This window comes from Desulfosarcina cetonica JCM 12296 (assembly GCF_001311845.1).
GTDB classification, from domain to species: domain Bacteria; phylum Desulfobacterota; class Desulfobacteria; order Desulfobacterales; family Desulfosarcinaceae; genus Desulfosarcina; species Desulfosarcina cetonica.
In genome coordinates this window covers 21890-41092 of the sequence record NZ_BBCC01000002.1, presented here as the reverse complement: position 1 = coordinate 41092, position 19203 = coordinate 21890, and the positions used below count along the sequence as shown (strand labels likewise).

The 19203-nt window shown below is 51.4% G+C and carries 20 protein-coding genes and 2 tRNA genes; 9 read left to right on the top strand and 13 right to left on the bottom strand.

The features are described from left to right. The first annotated feature begins 65 nt into the window (after positions 1 to 65). From JCM12296_RS37695 to JCM12296_RS00785, 3 genes are read left to right on the top strand one after another with little or no spacing between them, the layout of a single operon-like run. Positions 66 to 605 (top strand): CoA-binding protein, encoded by a 540-nt coding sequence (locus JCM12296_RS37695; protein ID WP_157067271.1) that lies wholly within the window; start codon positions 66 to 68, stop codon positions 603 to 605. After that, a complete protein-coding gene (locus JCM12296_RS00790) occupies positions 530 to 1441 on the top strand; it encodes a hypothetical protein (protein ID WP_172683706.1) in 912 nt (303 codons plus the stop codon). The genes JCM12296_RS37695 and JCM12296_RS00790 overlap by 76 nt, the downstream gene beginning before the upstream one ends. Continuing rightward, complete coding sequence (locus JCM12296_RS00785) at positions 1426 to 2103, top strand: acetate--CoA ligase family protein (protein WP_054688869.1); 678 nt, start codon at positions 1426 to 1428, stop codon at positions 2101 to 2103. The genes JCM12296_RS00790 and JCM12296_RS00785 overlap by 16 nt, the downstream gene beginning before the upstream one ends. Here the strand turns inward: JCM12296_RS00785 and JCM12296_RS00780 are convergent, their stop codons facing one another. From JCM12296_RS00780 to JCM12296_RS00770, 3 genes are all read right to left on the bottom strand, one after another. Next, entirely contained in the window at positions 2104 to 3207 is a 1104-nt protein-coding gene (locus tag JCM12296_RS00780; protein WP_054688867.1) for a DUF2333 family protein, read from the bottom strand. A 153-nt stretch (positions 3208 to 3360) separates the two neighbouring features. After that, on the bottom strand, positions 3361 to 5274 hold the full coding sequence (selB, locus tag JCM12296_RS00775; RefSeq protein WP_054688866.1) for a selenocysteine-specific translation elongation factor: 1914 nt from the start codon (positions 5272 to 5274) through the stop codon (positions 3361 to 3363). Between the two features lie 23 nt (positions 5275 to 5297). Beyond that, positions 5298 to 5477, bottom strand: a complete 180-nt coding sequence (locus JCM12296_RS00770) for a hypothetical protein (protein WP_054688864.1) — start codon at positions 5475 to 5477, stop codon at positions 5298 to 5300. 299 nt (positions 5478 to 5776) lie between these two features. On the opposite strand from JCM12296_RS00770, the gene JCM12296_RS00765 reads away from it, so the two are divergent. Next, a tRNA-His gene (locus tag JCM12296_RS00765) sits at positions 5777 to 5852 on the top strand. A gap of 52 nt (positions 5853 to 5904) precedes the next feature. Continuing rightward, positions 5905 to 5981 (top strand) — tRNA-Arg (locus tag JCM12296_RS00760). Position 5982: 1 nt separating this feature from the next. On the opposite strand, the gene JCM12296_RS00755 is transcribed toward JCM12296_RS00760, so the two are convergent. The 5 genes from JCM12296_RS00755 to JCM12296_RS41115 all read right to left on the bottom strand — a co-directional run bounded on the left by JCM12296_RS00755 (position 5983) and on the right by JCM12296_RS41115 (position 10313). After that, the gene (locus JCM12296_RS00755; protein WP_054688862.1) at positions 5983 to 7227 is read right to left on the bottom strand and encodes a tyrosine-type recombinase/integrase; all 1245 of its coding nucleotides are present in this window, start codon (positions 7225 to 7227) and stop codon (positions 5983 to 5985) included. 153 nt (positions 7228 to 7380) lie between these two features. Next, the gene (locus JCM12296_RS43115; protein ID WP_246803884.1) at positions 7381 to 7848 is read right to left on the bottom strand and encodes a helix-turn-helix domain-containing protein; all 468 of its coding nucleotides are present in this window, start codon (positions 7846 to 7848) and stop codon (positions 7381 to 7383) included. 35 nt (positions 7849 to 7883) lie between these two features. Continuing rightward, entirely contained in the window at positions 7884 to 8120 is a 237-nt protein-coding gene (locus tag JCM12296_RS00745) for a hypothetical protein (RefSeq protein WP_054688860.1), read from the bottom strand. An 80-nt stretch (positions 8121 to 8200) separates the two neighbouring features. Beyond that, on the bottom strand, positions 8201 to 9955 hold the full coding sequence (locus JCM12296_RS00740; protein WP_054688858.1) for a DNA methyltransferase: 1755 nt from the start codon (positions 9953 to 9955) through the stop codon (positions 8201 to 8203). 142 nt (positions 9956 to 10097) lie between these two features. After that, positions 10098 to 10313: a hypothetical protein gene (locus JCM12296_RS41115; RefSeq protein WP_218187909.1), complete on the bottom strand. Its 216-nt coding sequence runs from the start codon at positions 10311 to 10313 to the stop codon at positions 10098 to 10100. 21 nt (positions 10314 to 10334) lie between these two features. Here JCM12296_RS41115 and JCM12296_RS00735 point away from each other — a divergent pair, with 21 nt between their 5' ends. Next, complete coding sequence (locus JCM12296_RS00735) at positions 10335 to 12770, top strand: tetratricopeptide repeat protein (RefSeq protein WP_218187908.1); 2436 nt, start codon at positions 10335 to 10337, stop codon at positions 12768 to 12770. Between the two features lie 23 nt (positions 12771 to 12793). Beyond that, positions 12794 to 14026, top strand: coding sequence for a CHAT domain-containing protein (locus JCM12296_RS00730; RefSeq protein WP_054688854.1), 1233 nt, complete (start codon positions 12794 to 12796; stop codon positions 14024 to 14026). A gap of 9 nt (positions 14027 to 14035) precedes the next feature. Here the strand turns inward: JCM12296_RS00730 and JCM12296_RS00725 are convergent, their stop codons facing one another. The 4 genes from JCM12296_RS00725 to JCM12296_RS00710 form a co-directional block, all read right to left on the bottom strand. Continuing rightward, complete coding sequence (locus tag JCM12296_RS00725; protein WP_157067269.1) at positions 14036 to 14479, bottom strand: hypothetical protein; 444 nt, start codon at positions 14477 to 14479, stop codon at positions 14036 to 14038. A gap of 10 nt (positions 14480 to 14489) precedes the next feature. Next, on the bottom strand, positions 14490 to 15347 hold the full coding sequence (locus tag JCM12296_RS00720) for a DUF4384 domain-containing protein (RefSeq protein WP_054688851.1): 858 nt from the start codon (positions 15345 to 15347) through the stop codon (positions 14490 to 14492). A 41-nt stretch (positions 15348 to 15388) separates the two neighbouring features. Beyond that, on the bottom strand, positions 15389 to 16075 hold the full coding sequence (locus tag JCM12296_RS00715) for an RNA polymerase sigma factor (protein WP_054688849.1): 687 nt from the start codon (positions 16073 to 16075) through the stop codon (positions 15389 to 15391). Positions 16076 to 16319: 244 nt separating this feature from the next. Continuing rightward, positions 16320 to 17066 (bottom strand): enoyl-CoA hydratase/isomerase family protein, encoded by a 747-nt coding sequence (locus tag JCM12296_RS00710; protein WP_054688847.1) that lies wholly within the window; start codon positions 17064 to 17066, stop codon positions 16320 to 16322. 297 nt (positions 17067 to 17363) lie between these two features. On the opposite strand from JCM12296_RS00710, the gene JCM12296_RS00705 reads away from it, so the two are divergent. Both JCM12296_RS00705 and JCM12296_RS50000 read left to right on the top strand, forming a co-directional pair. After that, a complete protein-coding gene (locus tag JCM12296_RS00705; protein ID WP_054688845.1) occupies positions 17364 to 17591 on the top strand; it encodes a hypothetical protein in 228 nt (75 codons plus the stop codon). Then, a complete protein-coding gene (locus JCM12296_RS50000) occupies positions 17563 to 17712 on the top strand; it encodes a TraR/DksA family transcriptional regulator (RefSeq protein WP_083455672.1) in 150 nt (49 codons plus the stop codon). Before JCM12296_RS00705 ends, JCM12296_RS50000 begins: the two co-directional genes overlap by 29 nt. 332 nt (positions 17713 to 18044) lie before the next feature. On the opposite strand, the gene JCM12296_RS37690 is transcribed toward JCM12296_RS50000, so the two are convergent. Beyond that, on the bottom strand, positions 18045 to 18365 hold the full coding sequence (locus JCM12296_RS37690; protein WP_157067268.1) for a hypothetical protein: 321 nt from the start codon (positions 18363 to 18365) through the stop codon (positions 18045 to 18047). Positions 18366 to 19203: the final 838 nt, after the last annotated feature.

Genomic DNA, 19203 nt, shown 5'->3' with positions numbered 1-19203 from the left:
GTCGTAAGTTTGGTCCTCGACATTATTTGAATTGACCTTCGATCCCATAGAATAAGGAAAATAAAATGGATCTGGACCGCTTGATGAAACCCCGGCACGTGGCTGTCATCGGGGTTTCGATCCACAATGACAACCATCCGGCCAATGTGATTTTCAAGAAACTCCAATTGCGCTACCCGGTGGAGGTCTATGCCGTTAACAACCGGGGCGGCGAAATTCACGGTTTTCCGGTATATGCCGGCCTGGCCGCCGTTCCTGAACCCATCGATTTGGCGATCATTGCCGTAAGGGCCCAGTACGCCCTATCCGTCGTTCAGACCTGCATCGATCAAAGGGTTGGCGGTGCCATCATCGTCTCCGGCGGATTTGCCGAAACCGGCAACAGCGATCTGCAGGACCAGGTCTCCGCCGTTGCCAAGCCGCCGATTTTCCCATCATCGGACCGAATTGCCTGGGCCTTTTCTCGCCCGGCCGGATCGATACGTTCATTCTGCCCAGTGAGCGCATGGAGATCCCGAAACCGGGCGGGGTGGCCATCATTAGCCAGAGTGGCGCGTTTCTGGTCGACCTTTTGGTCAAGTTCTCCAACCATGGCATCGGCGTGAGCCAAGCCATCAGCATCGGCAACAAGGCCGTGTTGCGGGAAATCGATTTGCTCAATTACCTGAAGAACGACCCGGAAACCAAGGTGATCGTCCTTTACATCGAAGGCTTTGCCGACAATGAAGGCCGCGATTTTGTCGAAGCAGCCACCTGCATCGGCAAACCGGTGGTGGTCAACAAATCGGGTAAGAGTGCCGAAGGCGGCCGGGCGGTGAGCAGTCATACCGCTTCCATCGCCGGCGATTACAAGGTGTTTTCCGAGATATTCGCCCAACATGGGATCATTGAAGCCCAAAACGAGTATGAAATCCTCTCCTATTGCAAAGTGCTCAACGCCTACCCGCGAAACATTCAGCGCAACATCGGCGTCATCACCATCAGTGGGGGACACGGTGTGGCAGCCACGGACATGTGTGCTGCCCGGGGGTTTGCCCTGCCGCAGATTCCCGAGGCCGTGCGCCAACGGATTTACCAACGGCTGTCGCCCTCCGTACGGGACATCGCGACGATCAACAATCCCGTCGATCTGACGGCCAGCGCGATTGACGAGGATTTTGTCGTCGTTTACGATGAATTGACCAATCTGCCCGAGTTCGACGCTTTTCTCATGCTGGTGCTACCTTACTCCACGGGGGTTTCCATCGATATTGGCGCCAAGGTGAGCAATCCGTCCAAAAAGCGTGTGCGACCGCTGGTGGCGTATATCCCCCATCTGAGCAAATACCAGGCCTTTATCGAGGGCTTTGAGCTCAACGGGGTGCCGGTGTCCGATTCGATCGAGGGAGCGGTCATGATGTTAGAAGGGATGAGGAGATATCAACAATGCTTTCGCCTGTAATGCAGACTCTTTTGGCGGCGTCAAAGACGCGGGGGTGGGTCCTTGAACCGGATGCGAAACAAATCCTGCGAGAGGCCGGCCTCGATGTGCCGGAATTCCGCTATGCCACCACTGCTGCGGAAGCCACGCGGTTTGGCGCCGAGATCGGCTATCCCCTGGTGGCCAAGGTGGTTTCGCCCGCCGTATTGCACAAATCGGAGGTTCACGGCGTGGCGGTGGGCATCACCGACGATGCGGCCCTGCAGACGGCATACGCCCGTTTCAGCCAGATCGATGGATTTACCGGCGTTCACCTGGAACGGATGGCCCGGGGGCTGGAGTTGATTGTTGGTGCCAAGGTGGATGCCCAGTTCGGGCCGGTCATTCTCATGGGGCTGGGCGGTACCAGCGTGGAGATCTACCAGGATGTGGCCATCCGCATGGCCCCCCTGTCGCCCCCGGATGTAAATTCCATGGTTGCTTCACTCAAGGGGCGACGGTTGCTTGAGGGCTACCGTGGCGCTGAACCGGTCAATATGGAGCAGCTGAACCGCATGCTGATGACGTTTTCCAAACTGGTGATGGAACTCGCGCCTTTAATCGAATCCATCGATCTCAACCCGGTGCTTTGCTCGCCAGACGCCTGCGTGATTGCCGATGCCCGTATCATCCTGTGCCGATGATCAGGTCGACAAGGCCTTGATCAGTTGGCCCAGGTAGAATCGGGCATGGCTGATGGGCGCGGCCATGTTGGCCCGGTGGTTGGCAAGAATGCTGCTCAGGTCGCGGTCCAGAATGATCCAGGGATCGATCTCCGAGGCGCGCTGGCAGGCCAGGATGGCGTGGTGCAACAGATCGGTGGAGTTGCGCGATTCCAGGGTCAGCAAAAAATCGTGATGCACGGCTTCTAAGACCGTGGCCATGGATTTGGCCACCCCCTGGGTGTAGTAGAAATAGTCGTCGATCACGAAAAAGCTGACCGGGCTGCCATCGTCGTTGACCTGCTTGACCAGGTTCTCGTCGCAGCTGCCGAGAAGATCCTCGAAGGTCGATAGCAGCGGAATGAGGTTGTCGGTGCGCGTATAGAAAGAAGCCTTGCCGGCTTTTAGCTTTTCCAGGTAAACGCGGAATTCGTCCAGGCCGTCTTCGTACTTGGATTCGGCCGAGGGAAACCAATAGCTGGTGGCCTTGACCATGAACCAGTTCATGGCCTGTTCGAGATTTTCGTCATAGGCGTCGGTCGTACCGGTGCGTGAAATTCTCTCGGCCAGGGCCACGGCGGTTCGACGGGTAACTTCCAGGACCCCCAATTGAAAATTGTTCACGTTGTCGGTGACATTGATGATGTCGTTGGGACGCCAGCCCCACCAGCGATCGTTCAGCTCATAGTCGAGCGGTGCGATGGCGGCCTCCACGAAGGCGACGCCCCTGGGGGGCGGTTTGATGGTTGGCGACATCATCGCCGTGGCAGGTAGGGCATGGCTGGTGGTCGTCTTTGGGGTGGCCGTATGCGTTGACGGCGTGGTGCCGGTCTCGTGGGCTTCCGTTGCTGCCGGGGCGTGAGCCGTGTCATGGCTGGTGGCACGTTCTTCTGTGGCAGCGGCTGCATGATCGGAAGGGGCGGCCTCATGCGAACTTACCCCATCGGTCAGTGCTTGGCTTTTGGGGGCTGTTTCGGCGGTGGCGGTATGGCTCGGGGACTCCGTTGTCGCCGGCAGGGACGCGTCATGGGGCGATGAATCCGTTTGCGGCGCGGTCGGTTCCGGCGAACTGAACGTGACGATCAATGCCCACAGAACGATAAACGCGATGGCGACGCCGGCGATAATGCGTGGTGTGGCAAATTTTTGAACTCGAATCCCCTGGCGCTGTCCCCGTTTGTTCCCATTTTTGCTCCGTCTGCGATTCGGCCCGTCCGGTGGCGGCTTCTGGTGTTCCGGCTATTGGCGTTTTCTGAGTTTGCGGATATCTCCTACGCGGATGGTGACATTTGTCGCGTCGAAATGTTCGATCAACGGTATCACATATTTGCGTGAAGCTCCAGTCATATCCTTGAACTCAGGGGTCGAGATTTCGCCCTTTTCAAGGATGTGAGCCACCACTTGTTCCTTCAGCTTTTCGATGATCTGACGGTCGTAATACAGATCTTCCTTGATCTTCACCAGGACGCCCTCGGCGATCAAAAGTTCGAGGACCGCCTTGGCCGATTTAGCGTCCACCGCAAGGGTGTTGACAATCTCTTTGAAATAGGGTGGCGTCAGGCCATCCCGGCGGTAGATCTCGGCGATTTTTTGCTTCACGGCCTGTTCGTCGACCTGTAGGGAAACGGTGTGCGAGGCCAGCCGCACGGTGTCGTCCTCGAGCACCAACTGCTGATCCTTGATCATGCGGTTGAGAATTTGGGTGAAAAGCTTGCCGTTGGCCTGGCGCGGGAACTTGGATTTCAGCTCTTCCTTGGATATGCCGGCTTTGAGCGGATTACGCTGGTGATATTGGGCCAGCACGTCATGGCTCAGTTGTTTAAGCTCATCAAAAACGGACAGATGGACATAGGTGCGGTTGTCCTTGTCCACCAGGATGAGGTTTTGACTGTTCAAGAGGCTGCCGATGGTGGCGGTGAGCGCCTTTTCGGGCTGGTTGGTCATCAACAGAAGGTCGGCAAAGGTCACTCCGGCCGGGCCGGCGCTACGGGCCTGGTAGTCGATGATCGCCTCGGGGGTGGCCTCCACCAGGTCCATCAATCCGTCGACGATCGCCTGCTGGAAGCGCTTGTGCTTGGATGGAATGGGGTTGAGCACCTTACCGCCGCCGATGGTGCGTACCGGCGAATAGCTGCGGATGACGAAACGGTCATCGCGGATCAGACTGACCGGCTCGTCCAGGCGCACCTGGGCCGGGCAGGTCTCGCCGGGCATAAGTTCCTCGCGGTCCAGCAGAATCAGGTTGCCCATGGTTTCGCTGGTGCCGGTGTGAAACCGCACCTGGGTTCGGTTTTTGATGGGTTTTTTGTTGCTGGACAGGAAATGGAGTTCCAGATCGACCATGAAGCTGGGCGTCAGGGTGTTTTCCCGGGCGATGATGTCGCCGCGGTTGATGGCGGTTTTTTCCAGCCCCTGAAAATTGATCGCCGTGCGCATGCCCGCCTCGGCGGTTTCGCGACTGAGGTTGTGAACCTGCAGGCCGCGCACCTTGGAGGTGACCTTGCTCGGATAGACCATGATGGTTTCGCCGACACCGATACGACCCGATATCAGGGTGCCGGTAATCACCGTGCCAAATCCCTTCATGGAAAAAACCCGGTCCACGGGAAGGCGGAAAAGGCCGCTGGAGGAGCGCTCGGGCACGGTGGAACTCAGGGTATCGAGGGCTTCGATGAACTGGGGCAGACCCTGGCCGGTCTGGGACGATACCGGCAGGATGGGCGCCTCCTCCAGAAAGGTCCCGATGGTGAATTCACGGATATCCTCGGTGACCATTTCCAGCCACTCTTCGTCCACCATATCGATCTTGGTCAATACAACCAGCCCGTATTTGACGCCCAAAAGGGCGCAGATTTCCATGTGTTCGCGGGTCTGGGGCATGACGCCTTCGTCGGCGGCGATCACCATGGTAACGATATCGATACCCGTCGCCCCGGCGACCATGTTCTTGACGAATTTCTCATGGCCGGGAACATCCACGATGCCGAGGTGACGACCACTGGGCAGATCCAGGGCGGCGAACCCCAGCTCGATGGTGATCCCGCGTTTCTGCTCTTCCTTGAGCCGGTCGGTGTTGGTACCCGTGACAGCCCTGATCAGGCTGGTCTTTCCGTGATCGATGTGTCCGGCGGTGCCGAGAATAATCTGTTTCACGATGGATAGGCTCCGTCAGTTGGTCAGGGTTGCTGTTTCTTGCGATTGCGCAGGTACTCGGCAAAGTAGGCCAGCCCCACGAGGATGATGCCCAGCCCGATGACGTAGACCAGATTGGCCTCGGGATAGAACATGCGTGACAGAATGACGGCAAAAACAGCGCCCAGTATGGCTCGGATGATAAAAATATGAAATTGGGTCAAGCGATTACCTCGTTTGCAGCCGGTGGTCGAATAAGATGCCGAATAGTATATTAGAAGCGGAAATGGGTCAATACCCAGTGCCCTGTCGTCCAGGGTGACCGCATTTGGCTTCCAGTATGGAAAATCCTTGTCGCGGTCACGGCCAGGTTTTACCTTAAAAGCCGATCAATGGCGACGTTACAGGAACTTGTGGCGCGGCCCCACGACCGCGAAAAATAGAAATGGGGTTTTTTATGCGGCAAGCTAAAAAATAGATTGAAAAGGTGAGAACGATCTGTTAACAAGTGGCGTTTCTTATGGTGGGTGTAGCTCAGTTGGCAGAGCATCAGGTTGTGGCCCTGAGGGTCGTGGGTTCAAATCCCATCACTCACCCCATCAAACATAAAAGGCCATTGCACCATCTCAGCGCAGTGGCCTTCATGCTTGAGCGCCTGTAGCTCAGCTGGATAGAGCGCCGGACTTCGAATCCGTAGGCCGGGGGTTCGAATCCCTCCAGGCGTACCAATCAAATCAAGGGGTTAGCCGATTTTGGCTGCCCCTTTTTTTGTCCAAGATCGGCAACTGTGCCCGAAATTGTGCCCATCTGTGATTCCAAGTAAACTTGCTGCTTCACTGCGGCGGCCTTCAGATCTGCATCGCTGACAATATTATATCGGTCAAAAACCGATCTCGTCTTGTGTCCCGAGATCATCATAGCGACTCGTTCCGGGATACCAGAACGGACCATGTTCCTTACAGCTGTTCGTCTGAAATCATGGAAAATGGGACCAGCCGGAAGATTCGTTGAATATTTCTGAACATATTTTACGGAGATAGCATATCCGTACCCAAGGCCTGATTCCCTACATGCCGAATTCCATGCTTTCCGAAGGTTCACAATTTTTCCAGTTCCGCTGCTATTGGGAAATACATATGGTGTTAGCTTCTCATTGAGTTTTCGGTTTTTCCATTGTTGCTGGAACAGTTCTTTCAATTCGTCATCGAGGTAAACAGTTCTTGCTTCACCGTTTTTCGTTTCACCAGCCTTTAGCGTGACAATCCCATTTTGAAGGTCAACGTTACCCCATTGAAGAGAGGCAATTTCCTGATCCCGCCACCCTACCTTATATCCGAAGGTAACAAAGGGTCTGAGGTATCCGGGTAATTTTTCCCGCAAAGCGATGAATTCAGCATGTTCAAAGAATCCTTTGCGGACGTTGTTTTCCTTGAGCATTGGAATGTAAGGCACGCGGTTTACCTTCGGGGGTGTCTGTTTGGCTCCGAGATTTAGCATCCGCCTCAATGCAGATAACTCCCTGTTGATAGTTGCGTTCTTTGCACCTTTTTGCAGTTTTTCATTACTACATTTTGGGCAATGTTTTTCTCCATTGAAATGGAATTTGTTGCCGCATGCTTTGCATTTCCATTTCATCCTTTCAGCAATATACTGACTAATTCGAGGTGTCGTAATATCAGGGACCTTGGTTCCACTGAATTCTTCTCGAAGGTGCATGATGCTGAGTTCTGCACGGTCTAAAGACTTTTTATTGTTAATCCGGTAGTCGATGATAAATTCATCTGCCAACTCATCAAAAGTTACTCTTTCAAATAGAATTCCGGGTACCTTGCCTGCCGCGATGTCTCCCTCCCTTCTGTCCAGCAGTTTCTTAGCCACCATCTTTTTGGTGCTGTTCGAGCTTTCCCGGTAGGACTTGCCGTTGCGGTAATACTTGATCCACCAAACCTTGCCTCGTTGATACATGCTACCCATGGTATACCTCCATCTCGACCTTGACGGGCTCAAGATGGGATATCGAAACCTACTTCATCGTCCCATCCTGATTCAACCGGTAATTTCAAAAAGAAAGGCACCTTCGTTTAAGATCTGCGAAAGTGCCTTGGAATAGGTGCTGGATAATGATTGTTAATTGCTGAGCTTGTTGTCCTGGATGAATTTTTCCAGGTCCAGTCGATCGATGAACATTTTCCGCCCGACTTGAACGTAGGGGAGCTGTCCATCCCATATCTGGCTTCGCCAGAACCATTCCGTTCCCCCAAATTCCATGGTCAACTCCTTGATCGTGTTAAGTCTTTTTCCGGGCACAGTTTGGGCACATCCGTTTGCAGCCATTTGATTTATCTCCTTATTTTTTGGGTCATTGGATTCACAATCCATCGGTCTGTCTTTTTCCTCAGCCGCCGCCTTGCTTTGTCCCCCACCTCCTTCCAGGCTTTGAATTGCGGCTTTGTTTCTGTTGCCGAAATCGGAACTGAAAAGGTGACAATTATTTTTGGGAAAGTTTGATTCGGTGTGGGATTGAAGAATGGTGGAGGGGGAAACTTTGATTGATGAAGAGGGAAAAATGAAACCGGCAACAGACTTGATGCCCATTGCCGGTTTTGATGAGGGATCAGGGGCCGGATAAATTAGTCAGCGAAAGGCTGGATAGCTTCTTCCAGTTCTTCAGCTGCTCTCCTTAATTCACCCAGATAAGCAACCAAGGTGAAAAAGACCGTTCTTACATCATCTTGACAATCTTCCTCTGTGGTGATCGCTTTGAGGATAACAGCTCCAGCATCGGTTTGTGAACTCATCACACCTTCCGCATATTCACTAACTTCATCCATAAGAGATTGAATCACTTTAGCTTTTTCGAAATCCATTTTCTTTTCCTTTCGTTTTTTGAGAATCTTGATTCTATAAAGGTGTGAGGCCGTTTCCGACCCCACACCCTTGGTTTGATTTATTCAGCCGTTACCGTTTCAGCCACGTCCGCTTCATCGGCAAGCATCTTTTCCGCAGCCTCGGCCTCAGCCTTGGTGACGAGTTCCTCCGCATCCTCGCGGATCATCATTTCCTTGGCGAAACCGACCATGGATTGGGTGATGACACCATCCTCCCCGACGCCGAGCTTTTCCATAATGACGGGCTTATATTGGACTTCTCGTTCGTACCCGAAGGCCTCGCGGCCAAGTTGGCGGGCCACCTTCATGGTCGTGCCACTGCCCAGGAAGGGATCGAGCACGGTCTCACCCTCGTAAGAAAACATCTTGATCAGGCGGTAGGCCAGTTCGTCGGGATACATGGCGGGATGACCTTCCATTTTGCGGACCCGGTCGATGGCCCAAATACCGGAGGCCCAGCGGGTCCACTCTTCTTTTGTCAGGACGGAATTGGTGGCGGCCTGTTCGGAAGGCACCTCACGCTCGCCGGCCTTGCGGAAGATGTAGACCGGATCATGGCTGATCAGGATACGGTAGCCCGTGTGGGGTGTTTTGTCCGTGATGAGTTTGGAAACATCCTTGCTGTGGGCATTGGTTCCTTTAACCCAGAGGACGATATCACTGAGGTAAATTTGGTGACGGCGAAGGAAGCCTTGGTACTTGTGCCCGACCAATTGGATCTGGGATTGTTTGGCCTTGCCGTCCGGTCCCTTATAGTTGTGGATGTCACCGACATTGAGGGCCATGATACCGCCGGGGACCAGGACGCGGGCGGACTCCGTCATGACCTCCTGCATGTTTTCCCAGTGCTCGGCGTAAGAGATGCCCTTTTCGAACTCCATGCCGACGCAATAGGGAGGGCTGGTCACGATGAGGTGGACCGACTTGTCCGGCAACTCGCTCATGTCCTTGGAGTCTTTGAAGTACACACCGGGGATCTTGCCTTCGGGGATGCTGACCTTCTCCTTGGGAGCCTTGCTCTTTTTCACCAGCTTGTCGATGGTGATTTCAAGGCGTTTGGCGGACCATCCAAAGTCAAAAGCCCGCTTGGCCATCTTCTCCTGCTGTGTGGCGTTGGAGAGTTTTCCCAGGGCGACACCATGAGCTGCGGTCAATTCGGCGTTCTCGATCATGTCCTTGACCTTGGCCGGCAGGTCCAGCAAGCGAATCTGCTGGGAAATCTTGGTCGCTGAGCCGTAGCCCAGTGCATCCAGATCCCGAAGGCTGTATTCATACTTTTCCTTCATGGACCTCAGGTGCAGGGCGATTTCGATGGGGCTCAAGGTTCGCCGCTCCATGTTCTTCTCGAAGGCGTAGTGAGCGATTTCACCGAGCAGCATGGATTTCACCTGAATACAAGGAACCGCTTTCCAACCGAAATCCTTCAGGGCGGTCAGGCGGCGAGTACCATCGATGACCATATAGAAGTCATCACCATCGGACTTGCAGACGGTCAGGGGCTCCAGCAGACCATTCTTGCGGATGCTTTTCTCCAGCGTTTCCAGATCGCCACTGTTCCGCCGGGGATGACTGACGGGAACGGACAGCTTGTCCATCGGCACGTCGATGATCTGGGGGTTGGTGTTCGGGGCTGCGGCGGTCTGGGTGTTAACTGCTGAAGTCATGGCTTCCTCCTGGATAGAATTGTTGACGTTCTGGGTTTCGGTAACGGTCGGGTTGCTGTTGGCTGCGGTCATGGTGTTCTCCTTAATCTGGGTGTTGGTGTCGGCAATCTGTGCTGCGTCAGGGGCCAGGGACTTCATTTCGTTACTCATGGTGCTTTCCTTTCTTGCGTTAAAAGTGATTGTTGGTTTTGAACTTCATGGCCCGCCCAGCCGTTTTTCTCTCACCTCCTTCCCGGCTTTAATTTGGCGGAGTTGTCCCTGTTGCCGAAACCCACCAGAGAAAGGTGACAATTTATTTTGAAAAAAATGAAGATTCCGGTTCAAAAGAAAGGAAACTATAAAATTTCGAAGTGTTAGGTGCGGCTGGGGTTAAGGTGCCTTCCAATGATGCCGATACATTCCTGAACCCAAATTGAATAACAGGGATGATCGCATGACCATTTTCACCTTTCGCAAAATCTGCCTGATACTCGCTCTTTTCGCAGTCCTGAGTATCGTCCACATCCATCAGGCTTCTGCAATGGAGGCTATGGATAACGACAAGGCGGACTTGTGGCAGCAAGCCGAGGATCTCAAGGAAGCTGGCTATTACAGCAAGGCCATTCCTTTTATAAAGAAGGTGCTCACCGAACAGAGGGCTGGAGGGGCCAGCAACAAGGCCGATCTGGCCAAAACGCTCGATTATCTCGGAGAACTAAATTACCGGGCTGGCCGGTATGCTGATGCAGAGCCATATTTGACGGAGTCGCTATCCATCAGGACAGAACTCCACGGCCCGGATCATATCGTTACGGCTGAAAGCTACAATCACCTGGGTGAGCTATATTGGTTGGTGGGACGAAGCGGTGAATCTGGAAGCCATCTCAGAAAGGCCTTATCCATCCGGGAAAAAACTTATGGCTTCAATCACCCGGATGTCGCCGAAACGCTGGTAAACTTGGCTCGGCTTCAAGTCGATTTGGATAACCCTGACGAAGCCGAATCACTACTGCAGAAGGCACTGGATGTTCTGGAGAAAAGCAAGGGGGGCGATCGATCCGACCTGGTGAAAACGCTAAACACCCTCGCCTGGTTGCATCTCGATATCGAAGAATTCGATAAGGCTGGACCGCATATTCTTCGGGCCTTATCTATCGGTGAAGAGATTTTTGGCCCGGAGCATCCTCTTGTGGCTGACAGCCTGAATTATCTTGGCCGCTTTCAATACGCACGCAAGGAATACGATGCGTCGATATCAACAAACAAGCGGGCATTGGCTATCAGGGAAAAGTTTCTTGGTCCAGATCATCCTGATGTCGGGCTCAGTTTGAACAATCTTGCGTTGCCCTATTGTGGCCTCGAACAATACGAAACCGCCAAACAGCTTTTCCTCAGAGCGTTGTCGATTCGGGAAAAGGCTTTTGGGGAATATCATCCCAACCTGCTCGTTATGCTGCAAAATGCCGGCTGGGTCCACGAGATGCTTGGGGACTACTCCAGTGCCGTGACACTTTGCGAACGGGAGCTTGCCATCAATGAGCAACTGCACGGACCGGAAAGTATTGAGGTCGCAACCACCCGTAAGGAATTGGCAGGCTTGTATTTTTACCTTGGAGATGTTGAGAAGGCCGAGACCCTTCTTAAAGAAACCTTAAGAATATTCGAACGAAAGCTCGGCCCCGATCATCTCCGTGTGGCATCCAACCTATCCTACCTTGCCTTTCTTTGTCAGTCCAAGGGGGATTATTCTCAATCCGAAAAGCTCTATAAAAGGGCCATCGTTATCGGTGAAAAGCACTATGAAACAGATCCGACCAATCTGGGTGCGGCTTTGAGTAACCTGGCATCTTTATACAGTGACATGGGGCAGTACGAAAAGGCGGAGTCGAAATACCGCAAATCACTTTCTATCACCGAAAAAGCCCTTGGAGCGGAACATACCCAGGTTGCCGTAATTCTCAACAACATGGGCAGGCTGTTTACCAACCTGGCAGACGATAAAGAGGCTGAATCCATTTTCTTGCGGGCCTTGGCCATATGGGAAAAAGCTCTTGGCCCGGACCATCCCAATGTCGCCACGACCTTGGATAATCTGGCTATGCTCTATGAATCTTCAGGCGAATACAAGAAGGCGGAGCCACTTTATCAGCGGTCCCTGAGAATCAGAGAAACCCTGTTTGGCTCCAAGCATCCCAATGTTGCCAAAACGTTAAACAATCTGGCCTCCCTGTATTCGTTTCTGGGTGAATATGAAAAATCAATCCACCTATACCAACGTGCACTGGATGCCAAAGCCGAAACGATCGGCACTGACAATGCTTCTTATGCAAATAGCCTGCATAATATAGCAGTGGTGTATCTGAAACAGGGTAAATATGAAAAGGCGGAACCGCTATACAAGAAGGCTCTGGATATCTGGATCAAAGCATATGGGCCGAATCATCCTGACGTTTCATCCGGTTATGGCAACTTGTCGCAGCTCTACGCGGAAATGGGGAAATCTCAACAAGCCTATGATTACGCCATGCGAAGCCTTGAGATCGACAACAAGCTCATCGACCAGGTTGTCGGATTTACTTCCGAAGGCCAGAAACTCCAGTTTGTCGCCTCAAACAACTGGGGACTCCATTATTGCCTGAATCTGGTCAGCCAGCGATACAGCCAGGACCCGGTCAAACAAAAAGAGGTCTTCAGTGCCTGGCTCAAACGAAAAGGCACGGTTCTGGATGTCCAAAAAAGATTCCAAGAAGCAAGTATCACTGCCGGGAACGATGAGGCCGCCAGGTTATTCGAAAAACTGAATGGTTTACGTGCTGAGCTGTCTCGGCTGGTATTTTCTCCCAGCGGAACGAATGTGGATGGATACAGGCAACAAAAGGAAGCCTTGGAAGCCGAAAGGGATCGGCTGGAAGCCCAGTTAAGCCGGATAAGCAAGCCGTTCGCATTGAAACAGAATACCACCAAGCGGATAGTGAACGGGTTTTGAATGCCCTTCCACCAGGAACCGCCATGGTGGACTATGCCAGAATCGATTCTGAAGTTTTCGATAGCACGGGAAAGGTCCCGGCCCGGTATGTCGCGTTTATCCTTTGTGCCGGCAAGGGCAATGCGGTCGAAATGGCTGATCTGGGTGAAGCCGATAAGGTTGATGGTTTGATCACCAAATACAAAAAACAATTGACGGCTGGCGGCAACGGACGCGTCAATGATGCAATGTCAACGTCCCGTGAATTGTACGGCCTTATCTTCGGACCCATTCTGAATCACCTTGAGGCGGTAAAGACGATCTATATTTCTCCTGACGGCAACTTGAACCTGCTTCCCTTCGAGGTCCTGCAAAAGTCGAATGGTAAATTCCTGGTTGAGGACTACACGTTCAATTATCTTTCTGCTGGGCGGGATTTACTGGGCTTCACCGACAATCAGCCCTCGAATGAAAAGTGCCTCCTCATTGGTGCCCCTGATTTCGAGTTGGCTTACTCAAAGAAATCGGCCATTGATGAAGCTCCGTTTGCCAAACGATCCGCTGATCTCGGTGAATTGACTTTTGTTCCGCTGCCACACGCAAAAGCTGAACTGGATGCTATCGGAACTATCCTGGGGCCAGACCAATCGGCCATCTATACTGGCAAAGACGCATTGGAAGAGACATTGCTCGACGCGGATCACCCATCCATCATTCATTTGGCCACCCACGGATTTTTCCTGAGTGACCAGGAATTGCCGGGAACGGGCCGTGGTTTCCAAATGGCGGAATTGGCCACTCTGTCCGAGCAATCCCATTCTCAGATAATGGTCGATATTGAAAATCCATTATTGCGATCTGGTGTTCTGCTTGCCGGGGCCAAACGTTCGTGGACCAATGGCAGTAATGGCCACTATGATGGTTTTGCAACAGCCGAGGAAATCCTGGGGATGAACCTTCATGGAACAGATATGGTAGTGCTGTCTGCATGTGATACTGGCTTGGGCGAGGTAAGGAGCGGTGAAGGCGTGTTTGGTTTAAGGCGGGCATTTACTCAGGCCGGGGCCAAAAGCCTCGTAATGAGCCTCTGGAAGGTTCCTGACCTGGAAACCAAGGAACTCATGGTCCAGTTTTATCGGAACATCAAATCAGGCACCATGAATCGCTGCCAGGCATTGAGGGACGCCATCCTCAAAGAAAAAGAGATAGTCCGGCAACGTTATGGGCACGATGATCCCAGATATTGGGGGGCGTTTGTGTTTATGGGGCAGGCGTGATCATACAAATCAGAGGATCAAAATTTTATCGTATTTTTCCATCATCTTATCCCAAAATCCGTCGCTGTAGTCCAACATCACCAATGCCTCCCAATCTTCAGGGATGGAGTCCATAACTGCTTGGACTATCCGTCCCCCATATCCTTTTGTGGATGAGGTTATCTCGTGAAATTGAACATACTTTTCCGCTGGTTCAAATATCAGATGGACCCCAATGGCTGTTGGATGGGATGGCGTCGATATGGGGATTTTGGCCTTTCCCCTGATGGTGATTTCACTTGAAGCCTGAATGTCGGATGGCGTTATCCTGACATACTGAATTCGATTTATTGCCAGCAGTCGATTGACAATTCGATCCATTACCGGATGGATATTTTTGACGCCGGCCGAGACAAAAATATGCTTTCCCTTCGGTAGGCTGGATTTCCATGCTTCGATCGCCTTATTGCTCAAGAGGGCGTCCTCACCGATGGTCAAAGCTGAAAGTTTTCACCGTAGTCTCTGGGAACACTTTTTCAATCGTACCGATACCATCTTGCTTCAGCTTCTCTACCTTACTTGCGAATCCGGCAATCTGGTCCTTGGAAGCCAACAAATACAGTTTCTCTGTGCCGGTATTGTCGTCGAGATGGAACCATTGATCGCCAGCAGGAAGAGTTAATTCCTTACCGCCGGCGACAAAGCCAGGTTCCATTGACTGGATGGCTCCTGAACTATCCTGGAAGATGACATACACGTAGGCGTCATCATCAATCGTGACCTGGAACCGGAAATAGTCACCAGACATGATTTGCCCGCCCGACTCGACTTGGAATTCCTTGTATTCCGGCTGACCGCCTCTGAATCCCGTCTGTGTTCGGCCCTGCATCATGATCTGAATGGCATAGGGCGTTTTGACTGTGGGAGCTTCCCGCATCACATAGAAACCGATAACCATCACCAGTACGATGGCTGCAAACGTCGCCACCGGTTTAAAACCGAACCCATCGCCGAAGAAACTGGATATGGCGTCACTTATTTTCTGCCAGGGTGAGACCGCTGGTTTCTTTCCTTTATCAATGACTTTCTGCAGGCCCGGCAGGACCTCGACCTTTTGGTCATTCGTCTGTTCGGCCTCTTCCTCGGACACCTTGATGTCCATGTACAGATCCAGGCAGTGACGGCAGGATTTCAGGTGCTCCCTGACCTTTTCTGTATCCTCGGTGCCGAGTTCACCAAATGCGTAGTCCGTGACCCGATCGGCCATCGGACACTCGTCCGGTATATTGTCATTATCTTGCATGTAAGCCTGCCTCAGGCTTTCTATAAACTCATCCGACATTATTGCACTCCCGTTTCGGGATGGGTGCCTTGTTCAGCACTTTAATTGAGCAGGTCACCGTATGCCAACTGGTTTTTCGTCATGATCCGTTCCAGGCAGCTTTTGAACTTGGCCATGGAACCGGAAGTTTTGCGGGTGAACTGCTTTTTGACGGCATCGGTTTTCTTTTTGATTTCCTTGTCGGACTTGGGTTTGTTGCCCAACAGTTTTTCCGCCATCTCCTGATAATTCAGGCCTTCCATGTGCATCTTCATCAGGTGAGCATCGGTCGGGGAACTGTCGGTCAACATCAGGAGCGTTTCGTTAACCAGCCGGACCTTTTCCTTGGCCATCAGGTCTTTTTCAGGTGATACGTCATCGGCTCCGAAACCGTCAATGTTGTTGTCGCTGCTGCTGATGTTGTTGGCGTAGGCGTTCTGACGGCCCGCCCGCCGCACATTATCAACGATCCTGAAATTGAGGATTTTGAACAGGTAGGTCTTCAGTGACGATAGCCCTTGGAAATCGCAAATCGCCTTGGCATTCAGCAGCTCGACCCAGAAATCATCCACAATGGATGTAGCCCGGCTTTCGTCGTTGAAATCCTTTACTCGTCGGCGGGTATACCCCATGAAGACAGGATGGTATTTGCGATAAACGGGGAGGATCGCATCATTATTGCCGGCCCGAAGCTCCGTGCACGTTTCCTGGGCAAGGGACAGATCCCCGTAATTCTTGGCGATATCCATATGCTGAAAATTCTCGAAGCGGTTGCCGATTGATGGTGAATTAGGACTTGCCAATCCTATCGGCTTTTTGATCGGTCGCTTGAGTTTTCAGCGATAATTCGGAGGGTTTTGCTGTTTAGTCGACTAAACAGTATTGCATGCCGTTTCCGCAACAAGGCATCCAGAGCTTCGATCACCATATCGGGCAATTGGTCTTACCTTCTCGTTGATATAGATGGATTTTTGGGGCCGGCCGAAAATCCACTCAAAATTTCTTCGAAGCCTCTTTCAACAGTTCTTGGCTCAAATCACTGAACCAACAATCGAGGAAAACCTGATTGGTCGGCTCCCAATTCCTTTGGTATCGCCGTTTGATCTCCTCAACCTTGTTTGCTTTGATTGCTGAAAAAGCCCGATTTGGATGGTTTGCGATGACAGAAAGCCGTTCGAGTGAAAGGGCTTCAAGTGACTCCGCTGGGCAAACTTCATCCACCAGACCGATATCCTTGGCATGAATAAAGGATATAAACTCGCCATCATACATCATCTGCATGGCGACGCGATCGCCGACGATCTGCCTCAACACCATATCGGCAATGCACGGGACCGGAATTCCAAGTTTGATTTCATTGAGACCGATTTGTTTTTTCTCGGTCGTGGCAAAACGGTAGTCACCAGTAAGGGCAAGAATGCACCCACCGGCAATGGCGTGACCCGCTAAAACACAGTTTGTCGGAATAGGGATCGTGAACAGGTCAAAAGTGAGATGACTGAACTTACTGAGGAAATCACCCATGCCGGATCGATTCAAGTTTAACAAATGGGGCAGATCAAAACCCATGCTGAAAAACTTTCCACCACCGCAAAGCATCAATCCCTGAGCCTTGGCCTTGATCTCCACCAGGGATTCCGACATTTCGTTGACCAAATCAGGGCTTATCGCATTCGTGACGCCATTCGTCATTCTCAGGATTGCTATCTTTTCCTGAAAATCCATAGTGAGCATGGACATTGATTATCCTCCGGTGATTAGTTGATCAGTCACAGCAAAAACAATAAAGCAGCTATCCACTTGTTTTGTCAATGCGTTATGGTCCGAACCAGTTCCTAATCGTTTTTTTACATGATCTGAATGGTGCTTTGCTAAAGGAAATGATCGACTGAACCGATAAGGCACTTCCAATAATCAAAGAACTTTTCCGTCCGACTTATGAAGGATGTGTAATTGCAGGGCTTTTCTGAATTGATTGGTTTACCAGGCGAGTTCGGACCTTCGGCCAAATGAACAATTAAATGGAGCGGCAACCAGATGAATACAATCGAAATTGACCAGATCAAAAGCGATCTTATCCAATGGCTAAATGATTTTTCCGCAACCTCTGACAAGACGGCAATCATTTCTGCTGATTCGAAAAGCTATTCTGATCCTGTGGATATGGCGGCTGCCCAATTGGAAATGGACTATCTCTTTCATGTAGTGAGCAGAAAAGGTCTGAACAAGAAAAAATGTGTTAAACGCATTGAGAAAGATAGATGATGGCAGCTATGGCTATTGCGAGGCGTGTGAGGAAGAAATACCGATCAATCGGTTGAAAGCCATTCCTGATGCAAGATACTGCATCTCATGCCAAGCTCAATTGGAGAAGATTGTTGCCTAATGGCCTGAAATGCCAAGGATTGATAGAAGTATCGGTTCATTCATAAAGCCCCGCCACGGGCCTCTCGTTGGCCTTGATGGCGGTTTATATTGGGCCGGCCGGAAAAATGGACTCTTGTTGAGACCTGTGGCCCTGGTGGTGGTTTCATTGGCATGATGGGTGGGATCTTTAACAGGGTGTTGGGAAAACCAGTGATTGTTAAGTAACCATACTTCCCAAGGCGTGGGTATTTCTTTTCACAACCGCTATCATCGGTAGTTAGCCACAGTATGCTGGTATCCAGCATAACAATCCAATAATTTAGATAAAAAGATAAAATTTCGACAGATATATTAATATGGCATTGCGATTGCTGCATTGTACGGTGTGTGAAGCAGCGGACCTTGAACGGAACAGAAGACGATGCAGGTCTGGAAGTTTACGGAGTTTGGCGACAACGGAATGTTTTGATGTTCTTGCCGCTTCACATTTTTCCTCTTTCGACGACCACCGTGAATTTTAACGGTGTTGAGTTGTGGCAAACGGATGGAACCGCCGCCCGGCGGTAGAAAGGAAAGCAGCCGATGGCCATAAACTTCAAAATTCTTCAACATAAAACCAAAGATAGCGTCCATCTTACCCTTAATGGCGATTTTGATGGCACGTCTGCTCACGAACTCATCAACAAACTAAACTCATACGGCACGAATGCCTGTCAAGTATTCATTAACACGAATGGATTGACCTCTGTGCATCCATTCGGCCAGGCCGTTCTTTACCTGAACCTGCCTGCCATGCGGCATCGTTCACGAAGTCTGGTTTTTCTTGGTGATCACAGACGGCAACTCTCTAATCCATGGATCCAATAGAATATCGAACCGGCGATTAACTACCTTGACCCATTCATAGTAGAATTGATATTAGCGTGTTAGGCAAAGCGTAGCGTCTATTTGACGAGGCGAATTTCTCACGCAAACATACTTTATTCGATGGAGAAGTCTCGCTGAAGGGCCTCTCGTTGGCTCTGGTGGCGGTTTTCTATGGCCGACTGAGCCGCCGATCCGTGTCGACACAGCAATTGTGAATGCTCAAATTCAGTGATCAGATGGCCAATTTTCAGGGAATTCAAAAAAAATGAAACTTTTTTCACTTTTTTGAAAATAATTTGTCCGATTTTTCGATTTACCCTACGATATATACTTATAGAGGGTTAAGTAAACTGGGAACGTGTTTTTCGGTTCCCAAAAACGAGTAAACCGATTTACTTGACCCGATCAACTCGTTGACCGGAGCACGAGTAGCGTAACTCTCGTGTCCCGGACAAGTTGACCATCCAACCAGGATACCGTTTGGCAACTTTCCGTGGAGTTTGAATTTCGTTGAATTAGTGGAGCCAATCAAAGCACGCCTTGGCCATTGCACAGTTGCGAAAGGGGCCAAGGCGGGATTGCGGTCTGGCCGCAGGCCAGGAAAAGCTGTTTCCCAACGCTTCAGTAAATATGGAGGTCTGCC